This window comes from Desulfovibrio piger (assembly GCF_012843875.1).
In the GTDB taxonomy this organism is placed as follows: Bacteria; Desulfobacterota; Desulfovibrionia; order Desulfovibrionales; family Desulfovibrionaceae; genus Desulfovibrio.
The window spans coordinates 79651-103048 of sequence record NZ_JABAFY010000005.1; the positions used below are offsets into that span (position 1 = coordinate 79651).

General features: G+C 64.0%; 20 protein-coding genes and 1 other RNA gene. 12 read left to right on the forward strand and 9 right to left on the reverse strand.

The genetic code is table 11. The features are described from left to right. Positions 1–41: 41 nt before the first annotated feature. The 7 genes from prfB to HF854_RS02615 form a co-directional block, all read right to left on the reverse strand. Positions 42–1155, reverse strand: a protein-coding gene (prfB, locus tag HF854_RS02585) for a peptide chain release factor 2 (RefSeq protein ID WP_204625293.1) whose coding sequence is annotated in 2 segments (ribosomal slippage) — positions 42–1079 and positions 1081–1155 — 1113 coding nt in all. Because the reading frame shifts where the segments join, the coding sequence is not laid out codon by codon here. A gap of 5 nt (positions 1156–1160) precedes the next feature. Further along, positions 1161–2705: an apolipoprotein N-acyltransferase gene (lnt, locus tag HF854_RS02590; RefSeq protein WP_168934874.1), complete on the reverse strand. Its 1545-nt coding sequence runs from the start codon at positions 2703–2705 to the stop codon at positions 1161–1163. Between the two features lies 1 nt (position 2706). Beyond that, positions 2707–3570 carry a hemolysin family protein gene (locus tag HF854_RS02595; protein WP_168934875.1) on the reverse strand — a complete coding sequence of 288 codons (864 nt, stop codon included), beginning with the start codon at positions 3568–3570 and terminating at the stop codon, positions 2707–2709. Between the two features lie 372 nt (positions 3571–3942). Next, positions 3943–5874: a tRNA uridine-5-carboxymethylaminomethyl(34) synthesis enzyme MnmG gene (gene mnmG / locus HF854_RS02600; RefSeq protein WP_168934876.1), complete on the reverse strand. Its 1932-nt coding sequence runs from the start codon at positions 5872–5874 to the stop codon at positions 3943–3945. Next, complete coding sequence (locus HF854_RS02605) at positions 5855–7117, reverse strand: M20 family metallo-hydrolase (protein WP_168934877.1); 1263 nt, start codon at positions 7115–7117, stop codon at positions 5855–5857. The genes mnmG and HF854_RS02605 overlap by 20 nt, the downstream gene beginning before the upstream one ends. Positions 7118–7271: 154 nt before the next feature. Then, positions 7272–7535, reverse strand: a complete 264-nt coding sequence (locus tag HF854_RS02610; protein WP_006004419.1) for a PxxKW family cysteine-rich protein — start codon at positions 7533–7535, stop codon at positions 7272–7274. 178 nt (positions 7536–7713) lie between these two features. Continuing rightward, positions 7714–9042, reverse strand: a complete 1329-nt coding sequence (locus HF854_RS02615) for an amidohydrolase (protein WP_168934878.1) — start codon at positions 9040–9042, stop codon at positions 7714–7716. Positions 9043–9120: 78 nt separating this feature from the next. Here HF854_RS02615 and HF854_RS02620 point away from each other — a divergent pair, with 78 nt between their 5' ends. After that, entirely contained in the window at positions 9121–9879 is a 759-nt protein-coding gene (locus HF854_RS02620; protein WP_168934879.1) for an alpha/beta hydrolase, read from the forward strand. A 241-nt stretch (positions 9880–10120) separates the two neighbouring features. Here HF854_RS02620 and HF854_RS02625 read toward each other — a convergent pair whose 3' ends face one another. Beyond that, complete coding sequence (locus HF854_RS02625; RefSeq protein WP_168934880.1) at positions 10121–10366, reverse strand: hypothetical protein; 246 nt, start codon at positions 10364–10366, stop codon at positions 10121–10123. Between HF854_RS02625 and yajC the strand changes: the two genes are divergently transcribed. The 11 genes from yajC to rny all read left to right on the forward strand — a co-directional run bounded on the left by yajC (position 10365) and on the right by rny (position 22410). After that, positions 10365–10700: a preprotein translocase subunit YajC gene (yajC, locus tag HF854_RS02630; protein WP_205906006.1), complete on the forward strand. Its 336-nt coding sequence runs from the start codon at positions 10365–10367 to the stop codon at positions 10698–10700. The genes HF854_RS02625 and yajC overlap by 2 nt on opposite strands. A 153-nt stretch (positions 10701–10853) precedes the next feature. Beyond that, positions 10854–12434: a protein translocase subunit SecD gene (gene secD, locus HF854_RS02635; protein WP_168934882.1), complete on the forward strand. Its 1581-nt coding sequence runs from the start codon at positions 10854–10856 to the stop codon at positions 12432–12434. 18 nt (positions 12435–12452) lie between these two features. Then, positions 12453–13553, forward strand: a complete 1101-nt coding sequence (secF, locus tag HF854_RS02640) for a protein translocase subunit SecF (protein ID WP_168934883.1) — start codon at positions 12453–12455, stop codon at positions 13551–13553. 307 nt (positions 13554–13860) lie between these two features. Further along, positions 13861–14784, forward strand: a complete 924-nt coding sequence (locus HF854_RS02645; protein WP_168934884.1) for a J domain-containing protein — start codon at positions 13861–13863, stop codon at positions 14782–14784. Positions 14785–14799: 15 nt separating this feature from the next. Next, the gene (locus tag HF854_RS02650; RefSeq protein ID WP_168934885.1) at positions 14800–15102 is read left to right on the forward strand and encodes a chaperone modulator CbpM; all 303 of its coding nucleotides are present in this window, start codon (positions 14800–14802) and stop codon (positions 15100–15102) included. A 206-nt stretch (positions 15103–15308) separates the two neighbouring features. Then, positions 15309–17909 (forward strand): ATP-dependent chaperone ClpB, encoded by a 2601-nt coding sequence (gene clpB, locus HF854_RS02655; protein WP_168934886.1) that lies wholly within the window; start codon positions 15309–15311, stop codon positions 17907–17909. Between the two features lie 369 nt (positions 17910–18278). Beyond that, on the forward strand, positions 18279–19634 hold the full coding sequence (glmU, locus tag HF854_RS02660; protein WP_168934887.1) for a bifunctional UDP-N-acetylglucosamine diphosphorylase/glucosamine-1-phosphate N-acetyltransferase GlmU: 1356 nt from the start codon (positions 18279–18281) through the stop codon (positions 19632–19634). A 316-nt stretch (positions 19635–19950) separates the two neighbouring features. Then, a complete protein-coding gene (locus HF854_RS02665) occupies positions 19951–20196 on the forward strand; it encodes a DUF904 domain-containing protein (protein WP_081446796.1) in 246 nt (81 codons plus the stop codon). Positions 20197–20204: 8 nt separating this feature from the next. Next, complete coding sequence (gene zapA / locus HF854_RS02670; RefSeq protein ID WP_168934888.1) at positions 20205–20483, forward strand: cell division protein ZapA; 279 nt, start codon at positions 20205–20207, stop codon at positions 20481–20483. A gap of 17 nt (positions 20484–20500) precedes the next feature. Continuing rightward, a non-coding RNA gene (ssrS, locus tag HF854_RS02675) (6S RNA) lies at positions 20501–20679 on the forward strand. 171 nt (positions 20680–20850) lie between these two features. Beyond that, complete coding sequence (rny, locus tag HF854_RS02680) at positions 20851–22410, forward strand: ribonuclease Y (RefSeq protein WP_168934889.1); 1560 nt, start codon at positions 20851–20853, stop codon at positions 22408–22410. Between the two features lie 611 nt (positions 22411–23021). Here the strand turns inward: rny and HF854_RS02685 are convergent. Next, positions 23022–23198 carry a hypothetical protein gene (locus tag HF854_RS02685; protein WP_168934890.1) on the reverse strand — a complete coding sequence of 59 codons (177 nt, stop codon included), beginning with the start codon at positions 23196–23198 and terminating at the stop codon, positions 23022–23024. Positions 23199–23398: the final 200 nt, after the last annotated feature.

Below are 23398 nucleotides of genomic sequence, written 5' to 3' on the forward strand. Positions count from 1 at the left end.
TTTGCGGGGCAGACGCACCTTTCCGGGCCATGAAGACGCTATCAGCGCTGCTGTTCGTGCCTGTAGAGCAGGTAGTCGTGCTGGAACTGGTCGATCTGGCCATCCAGGACGGCTTCCACGTCGCCGCATTCGCTGTTGGTCCGGTGGTCCTTGACCAGACGGTACGGCTGGAGGGTGTAGGTGCGGATCTGGCTGCCGAAGGCGATGGCGTCCTTGCCCGCATACTGGGCGGCGCGCTCGGCTTCGCGCTTTTGCAGCTCAAGGTTGTACAGACGGGCCTTGAGGATGCACAGGGCCGCTTCCTTGTTGTGGTGCTGGGACTTCTCGTTCTGGCACTGGGCCGAGATGCCCGTGGGGATGTGGGTCACGCGCACGGCCGAGCTGGTGGTGTTCACGCTCTGGCCGCCGGGGCCGCTGGAGCGGAAGGTGTCGAAGCGCAGGTCCGTTTCCTTGATGTCTAGCTGGATGTCGTCGCCCACGTCGGGCATGACGTCCACGGAGGCGAAGGAGGTGTGGCGGCGGCCGGAAGCATCGAAGGGCGAGATGCGGATCAGGCGGTGGATGCCGCGTTCGCTCTTCAGGAAACCGAAGGCGTGCGGGCCCGAGATGCGCAGGGTCACGCTCTTGATGCCGGCTTCATCACCGGGAAGATAGTCCAGCTCCTCCACGGTGAAATGGCGCCGGGCAGCCCAGCGGGTGTACATGCGCAGCAGCATCTCCGCCCAGTCCTGGGATTCGGTGCCGCCCGCACCGGGGTGGATCTCCAGGATGGCGTCCTGGTTGTCCTCCTCGCCGGAGAGCAGCATGACCAGTTCCGTCTCGTCCAGCAGGGCGTCCAGGCTGTCCTGCTGTTTCGCCAGGGATTCCAGGGCCTCGTCCTCGCCGCTTTCCACAGCCAGTTCCAGCCACTCGTGCATGTCGTCATGGCAGGTCTTGAGGGCATTGAGGCGGGAGACCTCATCCTCCAGCTGGCGCTTTTCGCGCAGCAGGGGGGTCAGGGCCTCGGGATTGTCCCAGGCATTGGGGCGGGAAAGTTCCGTTTCGATGGCGGCAAGACGCTGTTCGCTGGCCGCGACGTCAAAGACGCCCCCAAAGGTTGTCGAAACGCTGGTCGAGGGGCTGGCAACGGGCACGAAGATCACTGAGTTGCAACATGAGAACTATCGAGGGGTTGAAGGTGAGGGGCGACGCGTGCCCCAGAAAATGCCGAGCCAGAGCAGTCCGGCGGCCAGCGGCAGCCAGAGCCCGAGCTTGTGATAGATGGTGGCCCCCTGTTGCAGGCGCACACGCCCCCAGAGGGTATTTTCTTCGAACTGGCCCCCGCGGACGGTCACGCGGCCGCGGGCGTCGATGATGGCGGAGATGCCGGTATTGGTGCCCCGCAGCAGCCAGCGCCCCTGTTCCACGGCGCGCAGGGAGGCGAGGTACAGATGCTGGAGCGCCGCCGGCGAGCGGCCGAACCAGCCGTCGTTGCTGATGTCCACCAGCACGTTGGCGCCGTGCTCCACGCGGGCCTGCGCCAGCCAGGGGAAGACGGCCTCGTAGCAGATGAGCATGCCCAGGCGGAGGTCTTCGTGCACCAGGGGCGCGGCGGAGCGGCCGGGGGTGTAGACGCCCACTTCCTGGAGCAGGTCGGCAAGGAAGTTCCAGTTGAGCCACTCCGGCACATATTCGCCGAAGGGCACGAGATGTTCCTTGTCATAATGGCCCGCCGTGTTGCCCGAGGGATCGAGGAGCAGGGCACGGTTGAAGACCTGCATGTTGCCTGCCGCATCATACTGGAAGCCGGGCACGCCGGTCAGCAGGGGGCTCTGGGACTGGCGGGCCAGATTGCGCACCAGTGCGGACAGGATGCCGTTGTTGTCGAAATTGAAGGGCAGGGCCGTTTCGGGCCAGACGATAAGGGGCTTTTCGCCGGGATGGCGCGCCAGCTCCGCCTGTGTCAGGCGCAGATAGGTCTCCACCGTGCGGCGCTGGTAGGCCGGCACCCACTTCTGGTTCTGGTCGATGTTGCCTTCGGCAAAGAGGACGGCCACGCTGTCCTCGCCGCGGGGATCGTCCTCCAGCGGCGTGGTGTGCAGGCGCCAGGCACCGTAGCCCAGCAGCAGGGCGGCCAGCAGCAGCCCGGTGCACACGCAGGCAGGCCGGCGCCAGTGCCGCAGGCAAAGGATCACCGTGACCCACAGGCCGGCCAGCAGATAGGCACCCGTCACGTCGGCGGCCTGTATCCACAGGGGCCAGGCCGCCAGGGCGCCGCCCAGGGGCAGCCAGGGAAAGCCCGCCACCAGCGCGTAGACGTATTCCAGAAAATACCAGGCAAGACCCAGCAACCAGGCTTGCGCCAGCGGGCCGCGCCCGCGCAGGGCATGGGCCAGCAGGCTGAACAGGCCGCCGGCGCTGGCCAGGCAGGTGGCCACCAGCACGGCGCAGACCGCCGCCAGGGCCATGGGCAGGTTGCCCACGGTGGCCATGGGAATGGTCAGCCAGTAGAGCACGGCCGCCATGCCCACGATGGAGCTCAGCCAGCCGCGACGCAGGGCCGCGCCCGCCGAGGGCGCCGAATCGCCCAGCAGGGCCAGGCACAGGGGCAGCAGCAGGGCCAGCGGCGGCAGGGAGATCCAGCCGTTGGGGAACGCAAGCCACAACGCCGCGGCCCCCGCCAGGCCGAGGCCCAGGGGGGAGGAACGCAACCAGGCGTCACGCATCTCAGTCTTCCGTTTCAGAGGCGTCGGGCGTGTTTTCCCGGGCCGGTTCCATGCGCAGGTGGCGGATGAGCTTCTTGTCCGCATCCAGCACTTCGAAGCGCCAGCCGCGCAGGATGAAGACCTCGCCGGGGGCGGGCACATGGCCGGCTTCCATGCTCAGGTAGCCGCCGATGGTGTCCACTTCGTCGGAGCTGAGGTCCACGCCCAGTTCTTCAAGATCTTCCAGCAGGGCACGGCCCGTGAGTTCATAGACATGGGCCCCCAGGGGACGGATGTCTTCCTCGCGGGGAGCGTCGTGTTCGTCCTCGATGTCGCCCACGATCTCTTCCAGCAGGTCTTCGATGGTGATCAGGCCCGAGGTGCCGCCGTATTCATCCAGCGCGATGGCGATGTGCTGCTTGCTGGCGCGGAATTCCTGCAGGAGGTTGCGGATGGGCTTGGTCTCGGGCACGAAGAACGGTTCGCGCATGATGGCACTGGCGGGCTGGTCAGCCATCTTGGGGTCCAGCAGGCAGCTCAGGATATCCTTGGCGTGGAGCATGCCGACCATATTGTCCCGGGTGTCGCGGAAGACAGGGATGCGGGAATGGCCCGACTCCACGATGACCCTGGCCACTTCGGGCAGGAGCATGTCTTCGGGGACACAGTCGATGTCGGTGCGGGGCGTCATGGTGTCCTGCACCTGCAGGTCGTTGAAGCGCAGGATGCCCAGGAGCATGGACTCCTCGTCGGGCTCCACTTCGCCGTCGGCGCGGGCTTCGATGATGGCTTTTTCTAGGGATTCATCGTCTTCGCGTCCGAAAAAGCGGGTCAGACGCGACCAGATGGTGCCATTGCTACTATGACAGTCGGAACCACCGTCCAAAACAGCCTCCTAGAAGGGCTTTGCCTGCGCGCCGCACCGGCGCCGGGCAAAGGCATGTCGCCGTGCCGGGGCACGGGCTGGGGTGAGGGGGACGCCGCCGGGAACGCAGCCCACGAAGGCGGCGGGATGCGCAGCCTTGTCGTGGAGGCGTCCGGGCGGACGCAGGAGCGGATGCCGCGTCCGGGGCAGGAAAACGCGGTCTGCCGCCGTGTGTACGGCGTGGCCCTGAGCACACGCCTACAAAAGGCACCCGTCCTCTCAGGATAACGGGGAACATTCCCCAACGTCAACAGCGCATCCTTCTTTTGTCAGGCGAAGATGCGCGGCACAAAAAGGGGACCCGCGGCTGGGCCGCAGGTCCCGGAAAAGGCATCAGAGGGACTGCCGCTTGCCACGTAGCAGGCCCAGCTTGTGCAGGTGGATCTCCAGACAGCCCACGGCCGCCGGGGTCACGCCGGAGATGCGCCCGGCCTGGCCGAGGTTGCGGGGCCGCACGCGGTCCAGCTTTTCCTCCACCTCGCGGGAAAGGCCCGCCACCTGCCGGTAATCCAGATCGGCGGGCAGCTCCACGGATTCCAGACGCGCGGCACGGGCGATGAGCTCGCGCTGGCGCTCCAGATAGCCCGCGTATTTGACGTCCACCTGGACGGTCTCCAGATCGCGCAGGTCGCGATCGGCCAGGGCCTCGGCCAGCGGGGCCGAGATGCGGGCCAGACGCTCCAGATCCATGTCGGGACGGCGCAGGGCCTCTTCCAGCGTCCGGCCGCGCAGCGCGGTACGCAGTTCCGTCTCTTCGGGCGTTGCCGGAGCGGTCTGCGCCGCTTCGTCGCCGTCGGCCAGCTGGACGCGCACCTGCTGCAGCAGGCGGCGCACCGCATGGCCGTGTTCCATCTTGTCGTTGAAGAGGCGCCACTGTTCTTCGCCCACCAGACCGATCTTGCGGCCCAGCGGGGTCAGGCGCACGTCGGCATTGTCCTCGCGCAGCAGCAGGCGGTGCTCCGCCCGCGAGGTGAACATGCGGTAGGGCTCCTCGGTGCCGGAGGTGACCAGGTCGTCCACCAGCACGGCCATGTACGAGGAGTCGCGTCCGGGCACGAAGGGATCGAGCTCCTTCTCCCGGCAGGCGATGTTCAGGGCCGCCCACAGCCCCTGGGCCGCGGCCTCTTCGTAACCGGAGGTGCCGTTGATCTGGCCCGCCAGCCACAGACCGGGCAGGGCCTTGGTCTCCAGCGTGCCGTGCAGCTGCACCGGGTTGGCATAGTCATATTCGATGGCATAGCCGGGACGCACCATGACGGCATGCTCCAGACCGGGGATGGCGTGGATCATGGCCTGCTGCACGTCCAGCGGCAGGCTGGTGGAGATACCGTTGGCATAGACCTCCGGGCTGTCCAGGCCTTCGGGCTCCAGGAAGATCTGGTGCCGTTCGCGCTCGGGGAAGCGCGCCACCTTGTCCTCGATGGAGGGGCAGTAGCGGGCGCCCGTGCCCTGGATGACCCCGGTGAACAGGGGCGAGCGGTCGAAGCCGGAACGGATGGCCGCATGGGCGGCCTCGTTGGTCCAGGTGATGTGGCAGGGCACCTGCGGCAGCACCGGGCCGGGACCACGGAAGCTGAAGCGCGGCGGCGGAGTATCGCCGGGCTGTTCCTCCAGTTTGGAAAAATCGATGGACGCCCGCAGCAGGCGCGGCGTGGTGCCGGTCTTGAGACGGCCCAGCGTGAGGCCCAGACGGCGCAGGCTGTCGGAAAGGCCCGTGGCCGGGGCATCACCCAGACGGCCGCCGGGCAGATGCGTGAGGCCGATGTGGATGAGGCCGGCCAGGAACGTGCCGGTGGTGAGCAGTACATGCCGAGCATGGAAGGTCAGGCCCTGGGCCGTGCGCACGCCGGCGGCATGGCCGTTCTCTTCCAGCACCTCGGTCACGGAGTCCTGCCAGATGCGCAGGCCGGGCGTGGAGAACAGGGTCTTCTTGAGGACCTTCTGATAGGCCTCGCGGTCGATTTGGGCGCGCGTGGCGCGCACGGCCGGGCCCTTGCTCATGTTGAGGGTGCGGAACTGGATGCCCCCGGCATCGGCCCACAGGCCCATCATGCCGCCCAGGGCGTCGATCTCGCGCACCATGTGGCCCTTGGCCAGGCCGCCGATGGCAGGGTTGCAGGACAGATAGCCCAGACGGTCCACATTGCCGGAGATCAGCAGCACGCTCAGGCCAAGACGGGCCAGGGCCACGGCGGCCTCGGAACCGGCATGGCCGCCGCCTGTCACGATACAGTCAAAACGGTTCTCAGCGCTGCATGAGCACATGGGCAAACACCTGGGCGTCCTTGAGGGTGGCGGTGATGGAAGAATGTTCGTCGGGCTGGTGGCAGGTGCTGTCGATGCAGCTCCACACGGCGGCGGGCAGGCCCTGCTGGCGCAGCAGGGCGGCCACGGTGGCGCCGCCGATGCCCACGGGACGGACCTCCACCTGATAGATGTCCGTGACGGCACGGCGCAGGGCCGCGACCACGGGGCTGTCCGCAGCCGTTTCCGAGGCGCGCTGGCAGTGCTCGATGGCCGCGTCGATGCGCACGCCGTGATGTTCGGCAACGGCCGTCAGGCGACGGCGGGCGGCGTCCAGCACATGCTCGGGTTCCACGCCGGGCAGCAGACGGCAGTCCACGTAAAAAGTGTCATGTCCGGGCAGGATGTTGACGCTGGGCACGTTGGCATCGTGGCGGCTGGGCACGAAGGTGGAGCAGGCCGGGTCGAACAGGGCGTCGCGGCGGGGGAAATCCTTGTGCAGCTCCATGCAGGCCAGCACGGCGGCGGCCCCGGCCACGAAGGCGTTGCGGCCCTTGTGGGGCGTGGAGGCATGGCACTGCACGCCGCTGACGTCGACCTTGAGCCAGCACAGGCACTTTTCGGCCACCTCGATGTCCGCGCCCGTGGGGGAACCGGAGTCCGGCACGATGTAGAAATCGTCAGCACGCAGGAAACGCTGCTCTTCGGGGAGAGCCGCGTGGCGCTCTAGCACATGGGCCAGGCCGTAGTCGTTGCCGCATTCCTCATCGGCCATGAACACCAGGCCCAGGCTGAGTTCGGGGGTGATGTCGCAGGCATGCAGGGCTTCGGCCAGCAGCAGCATGCTCACCAGGCCCTGCTGGTTGTCCTCCACACCGCGTCCGACGAGCATGTCGCCCTGCCGGACCACCTGCCAGGGATCGGAATGCCACAGGGCCGGGTCACCGGGCGGCACCACGTCCATGTGGGCAAAAAGCCAGAGCGTCCGGGAGGAACGGCCGGGGATGCGGGCCACCACGTTGGGGCGCAGCCCGGAGGGCACGCGCGGATCGGCGGCATCCAGACGGCGGATGTCGCTCACCCCGCAGGCGCGCAGGCAGTCTTCGATATACAGGGCCTTGGCCAGCTCGCCCTCGCTGCCGTTTTCCGGGCCCAGGGCACGGAAGGCGGTCAGGTCGCCCTGAAGGGCCGCCACACGGTCCTGACGCTGATCCAGCCAGCGCAGGAGGGGGGACAGGGCGCTGTCCTGCGAACTTGTGTTCATGCTGTTTTTCCTTGAAGCCGCCCGGGCCTGGAGGCCCCTGCGGACAAATGACAAAAGGGAGGCTGTCGCGACAGCCTCCCCTGTGCAATGTGCCAGAAAATTGCAATCGGTGCGGGATGTTCGCGCCGGGCGCGTCCCGCATGCCGCGTATGGTCTAGCGACCCTTGGCGGCGCGCTTGGACGCCTTCAGGGGGTTGACCTTGGCAGCGGCGGCGACCTGCACCTTCACATGGGTAGCGAAGTTGCAGCGGCCACCGGACCACTTGCTGGCGGGGCTGGCGTAGCTGGAGCAGAAGTTTTCGCCTTCAAACTCGCGAATGCGATCACAGCCTTCGCACTTGTCAATGATGGGGGAAACCACAAAACCGTTCACAACCACGCCTTCGGCGGTTTTCACGGCATTAAGCAGAGCAGCCATAACGATACCTCCATGCGCCGAAGCGCTTTCGTTTCAGTCTGAATGGGGCACTATAGACCAAAAAACAATGGTGTCAAGTCCCCCCGTGCAAGGGAACCCCGCCCGGGCGGCTTTTCCGCTGCCGCAAGGGCCCCGCTCCGGCCCCGGCAGGCAAGGCCGCGACGGGAAGGGCTCCGGCTCAGGCCACCTGTTCGGGCAGGCCCAGGCGGCGCAGGACGAAGCGCCGCATCTCGCGCACTTCCGCGCACAGGGCCGGGTAATCAAAGCGGCTGAAGCGGCCGTCACGGTACAGGACCTCGCCCGCCACCATGGTCAGGGCCACTTCCATGCCCGTGGCCGCATAGACGGCGTGGGAGGCCGCGTTGAACAGGGGCTGCATGTTGGGCGCGGAAAGATCCAGCGCGATGCAGTCCGCGGGACGCCCCACGGCAAGGACGCCGCCGTCACCGCCCATGGCCGCCGCACCGCCTCGGGTGGCCATGTCGAGCACCGTCCGGGCGGGCATGGTCTCGGGATCGCCCGCCGCCTTGTGCAGCAGGGCGGCGCGGCCCATCTCTGTGAACATGTTGAGGCGGTTGTTGCTGGCGGCGCCGTCGCTGCCCAGGGCCAGCCGCACGCCGGCATCCAGCATGGCGGGCACCGGGGCCACCCCGGAGGCCAGCTTCATGTTGGACGAGGGATTGTGGACAACGATCACGCCGCGGCGGGCCAGCAGGGCGATCTCGTCGGCGTCCACGTCCACCACATGGGCCAGGATGGTCCCGGGACGCAGCAGCCCCAGACGGTCGGCATGGGCCACGGGGCGCAGGCCGTGCTGTTCCAGGCTCAGGGCCGTTTCCTGACGGGTCTCGGCCAGATGGATGTGCAGCGGCAGGCCCAGTTCGTCGGCCAGTTCGCGGCAGGCCGTGAGCTGCGCCGCCGTGGTGGTGTAGACGCTGTGGGGCATGACGGCCACATGCAGACGGTCATGACCGGCCCAGCGCTGCGCCATCTCCCGGGTGCAGGCCAGGGCCGCATCGGCATCCGGGCAGCAGGCCGAGGGGAAATTGAACACGCCCTCACCGGCCAGGCAGCGCAGACCGGCCTTGTCCGCCGCTTCCAGCACGGCGGCTTCGAAGATGTACATGTCCACGCAGGACGTGGTCCCGGTGCGCAGCATCTCGGCAAAGCCCAGCAGGCTGCCCAGGCGCACCAGATCGGGCGTCAGGCCCTGTTCCACGGGAAAGATCTTCTGCTGCAGCCAGTCCATGAGCGGCATGTCGTCGGCCAGGCCCCGCAGGAAGGTCATGGCCGCGTGGGTGTGGGCGTTGACAAGGCCGGGCATGACGAGCATGCCGGAAAGGTCGAGGATTTCACGTGCCTGCCATGCGGCTGTCACATCCTGGCTGTAGCCCAGGGCGACGATGCGCCCGCCATCAATGGCCAGGGCGGCGTTTTCGAGGACGCGCCGGTCATCGTCCTGGGTCAGCAGGACACCGGCGTGGAGAAGCGTGTCGCAGGTTTGCATGGATGCTCCTGACGGGTTAAGGTCTGCGGACGGGAAAAACAGGCGTAGTTGTATCCTCATGCTTCGGGGAGGGCAAGAATGGACGCGCTGCTGCTGCACGGTCTGGGTGGAGGGCCCGCTGATATGGATTCGCTGGCGCAAGAGCTGGCGACGATGGGCGTGGCATGCCATGCGCCCTGTCTGCCGGGGCATGGCACCGGCTGGGAGGCTTTCGTACGCAGCCACTGGAACCAGTGGAGCGCGGCGGCCCATGAGGCCTATGCCGCCCTTGCGGGCCAAAGCCCGGAGCCGCCCCTGCTGGCGGGCTATTCCCTGGGCGGCCTGCTGGCTCTGGATACGCTTTTTTGGGCCCGGGAGGCCGGGTTGCCCGCGCCCCGCTGCCTGCTGGTCTTCGCCGCGCCGCTCTACTGGTCGTCCCGCCCCGGCCGTCTGGGCGAACGGGCCCTGCGCTGGCGGCTGGCCTGGAAAGCCTGGCGACAGCCTGTGGAGATCTGCTCCCCGCGCAGTGAGGCCGCGCGGGAGACCGCGCCCTGGCAGGGACACGAGCGGGTGGTCTGCTGGCGCCATATGGCCGAGATAGCCCATGAGCAGCCCCGGCTGCGGGCCCTGCTGCCCGCCTGCGATGTCCCGGTCTGTTATGTCCAGCTCTGGCATGACAGCAGCTGCCCGCGCCGCAATGCCGTGGAGTGGATCTGCACGGCGTCCCGCAGGGCCGAGACCCATGTGCTGCGCACGGTCAGCCGTCACGGCGGGCATCTGCCCCTGTCGCACAGGGAGAGCCGGGACGAGGTGGTGCGCATCGCCTGCAATTTCGTCCGGGCCGTGCTGGGAAGCTGAGGTCCGCCCCGTACAGAGAGCCTTTTCGGGATACCGGGGCGGCATCCCCGGTGATAGGAAGGGGATGCGTCTTTCTTCCCTCAGACGGGTGGAGCAGAGGAGGGGCGATCCTTTCCGAAGGCCGCTTGCGCAGGAACTTCGCTTTTCCGCCTGTCGTCTCTGTGCGGGAGCTTCCCGGGCGGGATGGCGGCCCAGGCACCGGGCTTTCCTTCAATAAAGAGACTGCACAGTCCCCGGTCGTTCAAATCGGCCCTGCGGCGGCGATTTTTTCTGAACGAAGCGCCCCTGCCGGCATGTTTTTTACCATCACCCCTGCCGCGCGGAGGACGTTTTTCCCGCTCAGGAGAAGGGCTTGCAAGTTTTTTTGCGGCAGGATATGCTTGCGCGCTGAAAATTTGTTACCCCGGGCATCCCGCATAGAAAGCGGCCTGCCTACAGCATCCCTTTGGAGGTTCATCTTGTTGTTTGAATCCGTTGCTTTCGCCATGGGTACCCCCCAGGCCGGCGGCGCCGCCCCCAGCGGCGGCGACATGCTGATGCAGTTTGTTCCCCTGATCCTGATGTTCGCCATCTTCTGGTTCCTGCTGATCCGTCCCCAGCAGAAGCGCGCCAAGGCCCACAAGCAGATGCTGGCCGAACTGAAGCGCGGCGACCACGTGATGACCAGCAGCGGCCTGATCGGTCGCATCGTGGAAATCAGCGAAGAAGAAGTGGTCATCGAATGTGGCGATGCCAAGCTGCGCATGAGCCGCGGCGCCATCGGCGGCCTGATCGGCAAGAGCGCCGAAAAGGCTGAAGCCAAGGCCGAAGAAAAGAAGTAACATTCCGTTCTTGTTTCGGAATCGGTAATGGTTGCGGCTCCGGCGCCGCCCTGTTTGCAGGGAGGCGCCGGGCCGTGTCGGGCGGTTCTGGCTCCGGCCGGCCGCCTCTTTCCGTTTTTACGGACATCTCCATCAAGTGCGGAAGGTATCCCAATGATTGGTTTGCGCTCGCGCTTGGCCGTGGCCCTGCTCGTGTTCGGCCTGTGCCTTGTCTACGCGTTGCCCAGCGTGCCCTATATCGGGACGGCGCTGGAAAACGTCCTACCATCCAAAAAAATCAACCTTGGCCTGGACCTGAAGGGCGGCATCCACCTGACCCTGGGCGTCGACGTGGCCAAGGCTGTCAGCAACTCGCTGGCGCTGGCCGGGCAGGATATCCGCCGCCTTGCCAAGGACGAGAAGATCGTCGTGCTGCATCCCCGCGTGGTGGGCAATGACAAACTGGAATTTGCCCTGCCCCGTGTGGACGATGAAGCCAAGCTGCAGGAGATCCTGCAAAAGAATTTCCCCCAGCTGAATGTGGGCGAGCCCCGTCGTACGGAAGCCGGTCTGCGCTATGTGGCCGAATTCCGTCCCGAAGAGATCAGCCGCATCGAGGACATGGCGCTGGATCAGGCCCTGCGGACCATCCGCAACCGTATCGACCAGTTCGGTGTGGCCGAGCCCGACATCCGCAAGCAGGAAGGCAACCGCATCCAGGTGCAGCTGCCCGGTCTTTCCGACCCGCGCCGTGCCGTGCAGATCCTGGGCCAGACCGCCCATCTGGAATTCCACCTTGTCCGTGACGACGTGGATCCCAACAAGGCCGTGCTGCCCAGCGGCGTCATGGCCCTGCCCCTGCTGGAAAAAGGCCACGACGGCAGCGAGACCGCCACGCGCCTGATCGCAGTGGAAAAGGACGCCATGCTCTCCGGTGAGGACGTGGCCGATGCCCAGCCCACCTTCGAAAAGAACCGTGCCAGCGTCAGCCTGAACTTCAACAGCCGCGGCGCCACCCTGTTCGAGAACGTCACCGGCGAAAACGTGGGCCGCCGCATGGCCATCGTGCTGGACGACAAGGTCTATTCCGCCCCCGTGATCCAGCAGCGCATCGCCGGTGGCCGCGCCGTCATCACCGGCCAGTTCACCACGCAGGAAGCCACGGACCTAGCCATCGTGCTGCGTGCCGGTTCGCTGCCCGCGCCCGTGTCGGTGCTGGAAGAACGCACCGTCGGTCCTTCCCTGGGCCAGGAATCCATCGACAGCGGCATCAACGCCGCTCTGGTGGGTGCCGCCGCTGTGGTCGTGTTCATGGCCATCTACTACGGCATGAGCGGTGTCATCGCCGACATCATGCTCTGCTTCACCATGCTCATCGTCATGGCGGGCATGGCCGGCTTCGGCGCCACCCTGACCCTGCCCGGCATCGCCGGTATCGTGCTGACCATCGGTATGGCCGTGGACGCCAACGTGCTGATCTACGAGCGCATACGCGAGGAACTGCATCTGGGGCTCTCGCCCCTGGCGGCCGTCAAGGCCGGTTTCGAGCGCGCCACCATTTCCATCACCGACTCGAACCTGACCACCATCATCGCCACGGTGATCCTGTACCAGTTCGGTACGGGCCCCATCCGCGGTTTTGCGGTCACTCTGTCGCTGGGTATCGTGGCCTCCATGTTCACGGCCATTTTTGTGTCGCGGGCCATCTTTGAATACTGGGCGCGCAAGTGCGGCCCCAAGGGCATCAGCATCTAGGCTGGCCGGGAGAGAATCATGGCTTTCGCATTCATCAAGCATGACACCAAGATAGATTTTATCGGCAAGCGCCACATCGCCTACGCCATCTCGATCCTGCTGCTTCTGGTGGGTCTGGGCTCGGCGCTGTGGGGCAATGGCCTGCGCATGGGCATCGACTTCGCCGGCGGCGTCATCGTGCAGGTGCAGTTCGCCCAGCCTGTGGAAGACGAAGTACTGAAGAAGAGCCTGGATGTGCCCGAACTGCCGGGCATCAGCACCCAGCGCTTCGGTGAGGGCACGCGCGACTACCTGCTGCGCTTTTCCTCTGCCGAGAACACCGATGCCGCGGCGCTGCGCACCAACGTGCTGACCGCCCTGGCCAAGGCCTTCCCCGGCAATGACGTGGAGATCCAGCGCCTTGAGATGGTGGGCCCCAAGGTCGGTGACGACCTGACCAACAAGGCCCTGGGCGCCCTGTATTACGCGACCCTGCTCATCGCCGTGTACATCTCCGGCCGCTTCGAACAGCGCTGGATGGCCGGTGTGGCCATGGCTGCCGTCCTTTGGGGCGGCATGTACCTGGCCGGCCTCACGGGCCTGAGCATGGGCTGGCTGGTGCTGGTGGCCCTGGGCATCACCCTGGTGGTCTGCTTCGTCCTCAAGCTCAACTTCGCTCTGGGCGCCCTGGTGGGCCTCATCCATGACGTTTTCATCACGGTGGGCCTGCTGTCGCTCATGGGCGTGGAGATCGACCTCAACGTCATGGCGGCCCTGCTGACCCTGGTGGGTTACTCGCTCAACGACACCATCATCGTCTATGACCGGCTGCGCGAAAACCTGCGTGCCGCGCCCAAGCAGCCCCTGGACGCCCTCATCAACCGCAGCGTCAACCAGACCCTGTCCCGTACCATCCTGACCAGTGGTACCACCTTTGTGGCGACCCTGGCCCTGTACCTGCTGGGTGGCGGCGTGATCCACGACTTTGCCCTGACCATGCTCATCGGCGTGTTCGTGGGTACGGCGTCGTCCATCTATGTGTCCTCGGCCGTTCTGCTGGCCCTGGGCGACACGGAATTCTACGTGCACCAGCAGGAGCGCCCCGTGTACGAAAAGCCCGGTGAGCACGGCATCGTCTAGTTGCTCCAGCCACACCGGATGGTGATTTACGGCCGGGAGGGACGTTGGTCCTTCCCGGCTTTTTTTGTGCGCTCCCGCCTGCCGGAGCCTGCGCCCGCAAGAGCGCGGCCGGTCTGCACAAGAAGGCCCTGCCGGACAGGGGCCGGTCGTCTGGAAGCGGCCCCTGGCCGACGGGAGGGCCCCGGCAGGTCATTGTCCCCGGCTGGCCCGGTTGAGCGCCGGGGAATATTTTTTGTGTGACGGTTTCTTGACGCAGGGCAAGAACGTCTTACCTATTGGCAAGAAGACCCGATTGGGGGAGAGCATCATGGCAGTAGAATACAAGGATTATTACAAACTTCTGGGCGTGGAGCGTTCCGCCGGTGCGGACGAGATCGCCAGAGCCTACAAGAAGCTGGCCCGCAAGTACCACCCGGACCTGAATCCGGGCAACAAGCAGGCCGAAGACAAATTCAAGGATATCAACGAAGCCTACGAAGTGCTCAAAGACCCTGAAAAGCGGCGTATGTACGATCAGCTCGGCCCCAACTGGCAGCATGGCCAGCAGTTCCAGGGCGCTCCGGGCTTTGAAAATATGCACTTCAACTTCAACGGCCAGAACTTCGACGGTGCAGGCTTCTCGGACTTTTTCGAGACCCTGTTCGGCGGGCGCGGCAGCCGTTTCGGCGGTGATCCGTTCGGCGGTTTCCGTCAGCAGCAGCCGCGTCGCGGCCGTGACGTGGAGGCCGAACTGCCCCTGACGCTGGAAGAAGTGGCCCGCGGCGGCCGCCGCAGCGTGAACCTGCAGACGGCCTTCGGCCCCAAGACGCTGGAAGTGAACGTGCCTTCCGGCATCCGCGAAGGCGCCAAGCTGCGTCTGGGCGGACAGGGCGAGCCCGCTCCCGGCGGTGCGCCCGGCGATTTGTTCCTGCGGGTGCGTTATCTGCCGCATTCCGTGTTCAAGGTGGACGGCGACAACCTGCAGTGCGACGTGGTCCTGGCCCCGTGGGAAGCGGCCCTGGGCGCCCGGGTGCCCGTGCCCACCCTGGAAGGGCAGGTGGAGATGAACATCCCCGCCGGTTCGTCCTCGGGGCGCAAGTTCCGCCTGCGCGGCAAGGGACTTGGTTCGGCACAGCATCGCGGCGACCTGCTGGCCCGCGTGATGATCCGGGTGCCTGAGCAGCTTTCGGATGAAGAGAAGGCCCTGTGGCAGCAGCTGGCGGACAAGTCGTCCTTCCGGGCCCGCGGCTAGGATGGAGGTTGTGATATGAGCACGTCTGACAGAGACGACATGACCACCGTGGTCATGGCGTGCGAAGAATTCATGGCAAGCACCGGCATCGCGCCCGAGCGGCTGCGTGAGCTGCTGGCCCTGGGCTGGCTGGAAAGCCGCACGGAAGGCTCCGACCAGTTCTTCCGGGATGCGGACATCTACCGTGTGCGCAAACTGGAACGCATCTGCTGCGACTTTGAGCTGCCCGTGGTGGGCGGCACTATCATCGTGGACCTTCTGGAGCGTATCGACGCTCTGGAGCACAAGGTGCGCGAACTGCAGGGATTGGAAGACTGATCCCCTGTGCCGGGAAGCCCGCGGATACGGATCCGTCGCGGCGGCCCGCAGACCCCACCCGGCCTTGCGCCGCCGCCCGGACACTCCGGGCCCTCTGGAGTCCGCCTGCGCAGCCCGCGCACAAAAAAATCGATTTTGCTTACCTTCCGCCGTGGGGCGGCCCGTGTGCGCACGGGCCCCGTCCATAGCGGCATCGTGGAGGATATATGGACATCAACAAATTCACGGAAAAAGCCCGCGAGGCCGTGACCCAGGCGCAAAGCATCGCCGTGGGCATGGGCCATCAGGATATCGACAGCGAGCATCTGGCGCTGGCCCTGATCCGTCAGGAACAGGGCATCGTGCCCCGCATCCTGGATCAGATGGGCGTGCAGACCGCCGCTCTGGCCGTAGCCGTGGAGGAAAAACTGCGCAAGCGTCCCTCCGTCTCCGGCGGCGGCATGGACCCCAACCGCATCTCCATCACCCAGCGTCTGGCCAAGGTGCTGGGCGACGCCGAAAACGAATCCCGGCGTATGAAGGACGAATACGTCAGCGTGGACCATCTGTTCGCCGCGCTGGCCGAGAATGCGTCCGGCACGCCGCTGGGCGAGGTCTTCAAGGAATACAACATCAGCCGTGCCAGTTTCGGCCAGGCCATGGAGAGCCTGCGCGGCGGTGCGCGGGTGACCAGCCCCAACCCCGAAGATACGGTGGAGGCCCTGAGCAAGTACGCCCGTGACCTGGTGGAAGCCGCCCGTCAGGGCAAGATGGACCCGGTCATCGGCCGTGATGCCGAGATCCGCCGTGTGGTGCGCATCCTGTCCCGTCGTACCAAGAACAACCCCGTGCTCATCGGTGAGGCCGGGGTGGGCAAGACGGCCATCGTGGAAGGCCTGGCCTTCCGTATCGTCAAGGGCGACGTGCCCGAGGGCCTGCGCGGTCACAAGCTCTACGCCCTGGACATGGGCGCGCTGATCGCCGGTGCCAAGTACCGCGGCGAGTTCGAGGAACGCCTCAAGGCCGTGCTCAATGAAGTGGAGAAGAGCGAAGGCAAGATCATCCTCTTCATCGACGAGCTGCACACCATCGTGGGCGCTGGCAAGACCGAAGGCTCCATGGACGCGGGCAACCTGCTCAAGCCCATGCTGGCCCGTGGCGAACTGCACTGCATCGGCGCCACCACCCTGGACGAGTACCGCAAGTACATCGAGAAGGACCCGGCCCTGGAACGCCGTTTCCAGCCCGTGCTGGTGGACGAGCCCACGGTGGAGGACGCCATCTCCATCCTGCGTGGCCTGAAGGAACGCTTTGAGGTTCACCACGGCGTGCGTATCAGCGACTCCGCCATCGTGGAGGCCGTGACCCTGTCGCACCGCTACATCACGGACCGTCAGCTGCCGGACAAGGCCATCGACCTCATCGACGAGGCCGCGGCCCTGATCCGTACCGAGATCGACTCCCTGCCGTCCGACCTGGACGAGGTGAACCGCAAGGTCATGCAGCTGGAGATCGAGCGCGAGGCCCTGCGCCGCGAGACCGACGCCGCCTCCCGTGACCGTCTGGAAAAGCTGGAAAGCGAACTGGGCGAGCTGCGGGTGCAGCAGGGCGAATTGCGCCAGCAGTGGGAAAAGGAAAAGAACGCCATCGACAGCGTGCGCGGCATCAAGGAAAAGATCGAGCAGACCAAGCTGGCCATCGAGCAGGCCGAACGGGCCTATGACCTCAACAAGGCCGCCGAGCTCAAGTACTCCACCTTGCTGGCCCTGGAAAAGCAGCTGGCCGATGCCTCCGCTGCCGCCGGTGCCGACGGACCGCGCCTGCTCAAGGAAGAAGTACGTCCCGACGACGTGGCCGAGATCGTGGCCAAGTGGACCGGCATCCCGGTGACCCGGCTCATGGAATCCGAACGCGAAAAGCTGCTGCATCTGGCCGATCAGCTGCACAAGCGTGTGGTGGGCCAGGACGAAGCCGTGCAGGCCGTGGCCGACGCCGTGCTGCGTGCCCGTGCCGGTCTGTCCGACCCCTCGCGTCCCACGGGTTCGTTCATCTTCCTGGGCCCCACGGGCGTGGGCAAGACCGAACTGTGCAAGACCCTGGCCGAGGCCCTGTTCGATACCGAGGACAACATGGTGCGTCTGGACATGAGCGAGTACATGGAAAAGCACTCCGTGTCCCGCCTCATCGGTGCGCCTCCAGGATATGTGGGCTATGACGAAGGCGGTCAGCTCACCGAGGCCGTGCGCCGCAAGCCGTACTCCGTGGTGCTGTTCGACGAGATCGAAAAAGCCCATCCCGACGTCTTCAACACCCTGTTGCAGCTGCTGGACGATGGCCGTCTGACCGACAGTCAGGGCCGTACCGTGGACTTCCGCAATTGCATCGTCATCATGACGTCCAACATCGGTTCGCCGCATCTGCTGGACGGCATCGGTGAGGACGGCAGCCTGAAGGAAGGCGCCCGTGATGCGGTGATGGAAGAGCTGCGCCGCCACTTCCGGCCGGAATTCCTGAACCGTGTGGACGAGACCGTGCTCTTCCTGCCCCTGCGGCGTGACCAGGTGACGCGCATCGTGGACCTGCAGATGGATCGCCTGCGCAAGCGTCTGGAAGAACGCAAGATCACGCTGGGCATTACGGATGCCGCCCGCGAGTTCATCGCCGGCGAAGCCTACGATCCCGTGTACGGCGCCCGTCCGCTCAAGCGCTACGTGCAGCAATACGTGGAAACGCCTCTGGCCCGTGAGCTGGTCAGCGGCCGCATCCTGGATGGTCAGGCTGTCCAGATCGATGTGCGCGATGGCGAACTGGTTTTCCAGAACGCCTGAGCCTGAAAAAACTGCTCCGGCATGGTTGTCTGCCAGCCTGCCGGGATGATCCCGCACAGCAAAGGCGGCCCTTCGGGGCCGCCTTTTTCGTATCGCCATGATCCCAAAAGGCAGCTTTTGCCAAAAGCATTCCCCTTTGTCCGGGACAGCCGTCTTCCTGCCGGGGGACCTGCGGCCGCGTGTCTGCTCCCGGCCCCTATCCTGCCTGCCATCCTTCAGAATAAAAGTTTTCGGGTAGGGAAGGGGGAGCTCGAGGGGGAAGGGGAGGGCCTTTTTCAAAAGGTCCTCCCCTTCCCCCTCGTATCCATCAGCTTGCCCTTTGCGGGCTGAGGGGCTATTTTCTTTCCATCTTTTTTGCAAGGAGCCACCATGTTGCAGACAGCCGCCCTTATTCTGGCCGCGGGCAAGGGCACCCGCATGCATTCCGACAAACCCAAAGTATTGCAGACCGTTCTGGGCGAACCCATGCTGCGCTACGTGCTGGAAGCCGTCCGCCCCGTGTTCGACGGGCGTGTGCTGGTGGTGGTGGGCCATCAGGCGGGCATGGTGGAGGCTGCCTTCCCGGAGGCTTCCTTCGTGCACCAGGAACAGCAGCTGGGCACGGGCCATGCGCTGATGCAGGCCATGCCCGCGCTGGAAGGGCAGTGCGAGCGCGTGCTGGTGGTCAACGGCGATACGCCGCTGCTCTCCGAGGACGTGGTGCGTCATTTCGTGGAGGCCTCGGAAGGGGCTGATCTGGCCTTTGCCACCATCGAGCTGGACGATCCCGCCGCCTATGGCCGGGTGGTGCGTGCCGCCGACGGCAGCGTGCGGGCCATCGTGGAGGCCAAGGACTATGATCCCGCGCTGTACGGGCCCGAACCGCATGAGGTCAATGCGGGCATGTACTGCGTGCGTCTGGACCTGGCTGTCCGTCTGCTGCCGCGCATCGGCAATGCCAACAAGAGCGGCGAATACTACATCACCGATCTCATCTCCCTGGCTGTGGCCGAAGGCTGCAAGGTGCAGGGTGTGCAGTGCGGCCGGGACGAGAGCCTGATGGGCGTCAATTCGCCTCTGGAACTTTCCCGCAGCGAAGAATTTTTGCGTGAACGTGTGGTGGACGGCCTGCTGCGTTCCGGCGTGATGCTGCATGCGCCCGCGCTGGTACGGATCAGCCCGCTGGCCACGGTGGAGCCGGGTGCGCAGATCACGGGCCCGTGCGAGATCTACGGCCGCAGCGTGGTGCGTCGGGGCGCCCGTATCGACTCCCATTGCGTGATGCGCGATACCGTCATCGAGGCCGGGGCGGAGATCCGCTCCTTCTGCCATTTCGAGGATGCCCATGTGGGCGAGGCCGCCCTGGTGGGGCCCTATGCCCGTCTGCGGCCCGGCGCCGTGCTGGAAGAAGCCTCGCATGTGGGCAACTTCGTGGAGCTCAAAAAATCCCGTCTGGGCAAGGGCGCCAAAGCCAATCACCTGACCTATCTGGGGGATTCCGAGATCGGCGCGGGCACCAATATCGGTGCGGGCACCATCACCTGCAACTATGACGGCAAGCACAAGTTCAAGACCACCATCGGCGAAGGGGCCTTTATCGGCAGCAATACGGCCCTGGTGGCTCCGGTGCGTGTGGGCGACGGCGCGCTGATCGGGGCGGGCTCGGTCATCACCAAGGACGTGCCCGATGGCGAGATGGGCATCGCCCGCGGCCGGCAGAAGAACCTGCCGCGCAAATCCGTCTAGCTCCTTTGGGAGCATGAAAAGCGCCACCAGAAACTTTTCCGCTGCAGGCAAGACTGCCCGGCCATGCCGTGGCGTCAGTCAGGCTCTATCCGTCTGATTCTTCCTGCCCGGCGGGAGAGTTCCAGGCAAAAAATCCTTTGGGGGAGGCCCGGTGCCTCCCTCTTTTTTCTGATATGCAGGAAAAGTTTTTTCTTTTTCCAGAAAAGGAAATTTCGTTGAATAGCAAGGAAAAACAGTTGATTATCTTTGCATGAAATCGTGATTTGCCGCATGGGCCGCCTTGCCATCGGCATGGGGCAGTGCTATACCCAGAATCATGGAAGCACTAGAGCAACTTGAAACGCAGGTACTGGCCCTTTTGGAGCAGAAAGCCCAGCTTCTGGCGGAGACTCGTCGTCTCCACTCCGAACTTGAGGCCACTATCGCCGCGAAGATGTCTTTGGAAGAAGAAAACCGCGAACTGCGCGAGAACCTGAACAAAGAAGAACAGGTGCGGGGCGATGCCATCAACCGCATGGATGCTCTGCTGAGACTTATCCAGGAGCATGAAAGCGCCGAGTAGGTTTTCGAGTGAGTCAAGAACACTTTAACCTTACCGTTCTTGGTACTGCGGTCACATTCCGCCACAGTGCCGATATGGAGCGTGTGCGTGAGGCCATCGCTCTTGTGGAAGAACGGTTTGCAGACCAGAAACTGAGGTCACACGGTATGCAGAGTAACAAAGATATTCTGCTGACTGTTCTGGCTCTTGGTCTGGCGGATGATTTGTTGCAATCGCAAAAAAAGCTGGACGATGTGCAGAATCGCATCGAGACCATGCTTTCAAAGATAAAAGAAGAGTCCGTTTAAGTCATCAATGACAGCATATTTCCCTGGAGTGTGCGTGATTTATGACTCGGTGCTGACCTTACAAGCATAAAATCGGGAGCTGTCCCTGCTTTTTGTGAGCACGCCCGTTTACGGGAAGCCTGTAGAAAAGTACACGGCCCCCCCCTGGGAAACCAGGTTCTGCATCGAAGTCATGACACGGCGCTCTGGGGATTTTTTTCTGTCCTGCACCGTACTCCTTGCACGCTTCGGCGTGGTCTTTGCCTGCAGCCATCCTTATGCCGTTTTTGCGGTCAGAAGCCAGCCCTCCGCCAGTAGACCTCGTGCGGAGGCTGGCTTCCGCCATTTATGATACCCGGGTGATTCCCGTTGATTATAGAGGATGGTTATGGATTTTATGGATATTGTATGGCTGGCCCTGGCCGCTGTGGTCGGCCTGCTGGTCGGTGCGCTGGTGCACAAAAGTGTGACCACCAAGCGCATCGGCGATGCTGACGAGCTGGCCAAACGCATTGTGGAAGAAGCGCGCAAGGAGGCCCAGGCGCAAAAAAAGGAAATCCTCATCCAGGGGCAGGATGACCTTTTTAACCAGAAGCGAGAGCTGGAAAACGAATTCAAGGAGCGCGAGCGCGAAGTCAAACTGCGTGAACGCAAGCTTGAAGAGATGGGCGGCCGGTTGGAAGAAAAACTGGAAAAAGCCACCGCCAAGGAGCATGAGCTCCTCGCCGCTGAAAAGGATCTGGCCCGCAAGGAACGCCAGCTGGCCGAGTCGGAAGAGTTCCTGCAGACGCGCATCGATGAAGAAGAGCAGCGTCTTTCCGAGATCGCCGGCCTGACGGCGGAAGAAGCCAAGGCCCGTCTGTTTGCCGAGGTGGAGGCCAAGACCCGCCACGAATCGGCCAAGATGATCCGCCAGATCGAGACGGAAGCCAAGGAGACCGCCGACCGCAAGGCCAAGGAGATCCTGTGCAACGTCATCCAGCGTTATGCCGGCGACTACGTCAACGAGCAGACCGTCACGGCGGTTTCCCTGCCCAGCGAGGATATGAAAGGACGCATCATCGGTCGTGAAGGGCGCAACATCCGTGCGCTGGAAGCCGCGACCGGTGTGGACCTCATCATCGACGACACGCCGGAGACCGTCATCCTGTCCGCCTACAGCCCCCTGCGTCGTCAGGTGGCCAAGATGGCTTTGGAACGTCTGATCCAGGATGGCCGCATCCATCCCGCCCGCATTGAGGACATCGTCCAGAAATGCGAACAGGAACTGGATGCTCAGGTGCGCGAAGTGGGCGAACAGGCCACGTTCGATGCCGGGGTCCACGGCATCCATCCCGAGATCATCCGCCTGCTGGGGCAGCTGCGCTACCGTACGTCCTTCACCCAGAACGTGCTGCAGCATTCCCTGGAGGTCTCCGCCCTGTGCGGCATGATGGCCGCGGAGCTGGGCATGGATGTCAAAAAGGCCAAGCGTGCCGGTCTGCTGCATGATATCGGCAAGGCCGTCGACCATGAGGTCGAAGGGCCCCATGCCCTCATTGGCGCCGATATCGCCAAAAAGTATAACGAAGGCAAGGACATCGTCCACGCCATCGCCGCGCACCATGAGGATCAGCGCCCCTCGACGGCTCTGGCCGTGCTGGTGCAGGCGGCTGACTCCATCTCCGGTGCCCGTCCCGGCGCCCGCAAGGAACTGCTGGAGAACTACGTCAAACGTCTGGAAGAACTGGAAGGCATCGCCACCAGCTTCGAGGGCGTGTCCAAGGCGTACGCTATCCAGGCGGGCCGCGAGATCCGTGTCATGGTCAATCCCGACAATGTGGATGACGATGCCACCTATCTGCTGTGCAAGGACATCGCGGAAAAGATCGAAAAGAATCTGACCTACCCGGGCCAGATCCGAGTGACGGTCATCCGCGAACGCCGTGCCATGGGCTTTGCCAAGTAGAGCAGAGCGAACAGGTGCATATTCAGGGCGGTCACTTCGGTGGCCGCCTTTTTTGTTGTACGAATAAATCCCTGTTTGGTGGCTGTCTGATGCTCGAAGGCTCTTCGCTCCCGGGTATGGGGCTTCTGTCCGGTGCTGCTGAAAGATGACGGGCTTCTGTGTTTTCTCCGTACTGCAGGGTTGCTCCCCGGCAGCCTACGAAAACCTTCTCTCCCAGAGTGAAAATCCCAAAAGGAATTCCTGTCGTGCCTTATCTCGCAGGCTTGCCGTTCAAAGCTGCCGAAGGCTCTTGTTAGAGAGGGGGAAGGGATTACCAAGGCCGCAGGGGAGGCATGCATCTCTCTCCTGCTGTTTCTGGCGTTGCACTGGAACACGAATGAAATCTGGATGGCCGCTATCTTCCTGGTAAAGGGATAAGGCAGTGTCATATGCCTGGTATGTTTGTGTCACAGGGAAAAGTAGGGAAAACGGTAGGAAGCAGAGATTGTTGAAAGCAGGCAGATCGGTGATTCCTTCCGCTCTCAATGGGAGACCTTGCGCGTGAGGAAAACTGATAGCTTGCAAAAAAATAAAACATTTTTCTGTGTCTTTTCGGCATGTTGATTGAATAATCAGTCAGCAGGGAGCAAATCCACAAATTTTTTTGCGGAAAAATGCTTGACGGTTGGGTCGAAAAGGCGCATAAAGCCGTTCGCGCCAACGAGCTGGCCACGTCCGAAAGGGCGACGGAAAAAGAAATTTTCCCGGATGGCAAAAAAGTTCTTGACGCGGGTTTGAAAATGAGACATAAGTCTCCCTCGCGCCAACGAGTTGCCCCGACGGGGCCGCGAAAAAAACTTTCGCGAAAATGAAAAAAACTTGTTGACAGCGAAAGCGAAGCGGCGTAAAAAACTGCTTCGCGCCGAGTGAATCGGTGTGGTTCATTGACAAGTGAATAGCGAACGGGAAGGAACTTTGAGATTCTGATTTCCGTCCAACGGAGATCTTT

Excerpts from the sequence above, each read along its gene's own strand:
- lnt (WP_168934874.1), bottom strand. The coding sequence starts at position 2,705 with ATGCGTGACGCCTGGTTGCGTTCCTCCCCCCTGGGCCTCGGCCTGGCG.
- mnmG (WP_168934876.1), bottom strand. The coding sequence starts at position 5,874 with ATGTGCTCATGCAGCGCTGAGAACCGTTTTGACTGTATCGTGACAGGC.
- HF854_RS02605 (WP_168934877.1), bottom strand. The coding sequence starts at position 7,117 with ATGAACACAAGTTCGCAGGACAGCGCCCTGTCCCCCCTCCTGCGCTGG.
- HF854_RS02610 (WP_006004419.1), bottom strand. The coding sequence starts at position 7,535 with ATGGCTGCTCTGCTTAATGCCGTGAAAACCGCCGAAGGCGTGGTTGTG.
- HF854_RS02615 (WP_168934878.1), bottom strand. The coding sequence starts at position 9,042 with ATGCAAACCTGCGACACGCTTCTCCACGCCGGTGTCCTGCTGACCCAG.
- HF854_RS02620 (WP_168934879.1), top strand. The coding sequence starts at position 9,121 with ATGGACGCGCTGCTGCTGCACGGTCTGGGTGGAGGGCCCGCTGATATG.
- yajC (WP_205906006.1), top strand. The coding sequence starts at position 10,365 with ATGGGTACCCCCCAGGCCGGCGGCGCCGCCCCCAGCGGCGGCGACATG.
- HF854_RS02625 (WP_168934880.1), bottom strand. The coding sequence starts at position 10,366 with ATGGCGAAAGCAACGGATTCAAACAACAAGATGAACCTCCAAAGGGAT.
- secD (WP_168934882.1), top strand. The coding sequence starts at position 10,854 with ATGATTGGTTTGCGCTCGCGCTTGGCCGTGGCCCTGCTCGTGTTCGGC.
- secF (WP_168934883.1), top strand. The coding sequence starts at position 12,453 with ATGGCTTTCGCATTCATCAAGCATGACACCAAGATAGATTTTATCGGC.
- HF854_RS02645 (WP_168934884.1), top strand. The coding sequence starts at position 13,861 with ATGGCAGTAGAATACAAGGATTATTACAAACTTCTGGGCGTGGAGCGT.
- HF854_RS02650 (WP_168934885.1), top strand. The coding sequence starts at position 14,800 with ATGAGCACGTCTGACAGAGACGACATGACCACCGTGGTCATGGCGTGC.
- clpB (WP_168934886.1), top strand. The coding sequence starts at position 15,309 with ATGGACATCAACAAATTCACGGAAAAAGCCCGCGAGGCCGTGACCCAG.
- glmU (WP_168934887.1), top strand. The coding sequence starts at position 18,279 with ATGTTGCAGACAGCCGCCCTTATTCTGGCCGCGGGCAAGGGCACCCGC.
- HF854_RS02665 (WP_081446796.1), top strand. The coding sequence starts at position 19,951 with ATGGAAGCACTAGAGCAACTTGAAACGCAGGTACTGGCCCTTTTGGAG.
- rny (WP_168934889.1), top strand. The coding sequence starts at position 20,851 with ATGGATTTTATGGATATTGTATGGCTGGCCCTGGCCGCTGTGGTCGGC.
- HF854_RS02685 (WP_168934890.1), bottom strand. The coding sequence starts at position 23,198 with ATGTCTCATTTTCAAACCCGCGTCAAGAACTTTTTTGCCATCCGGGAA.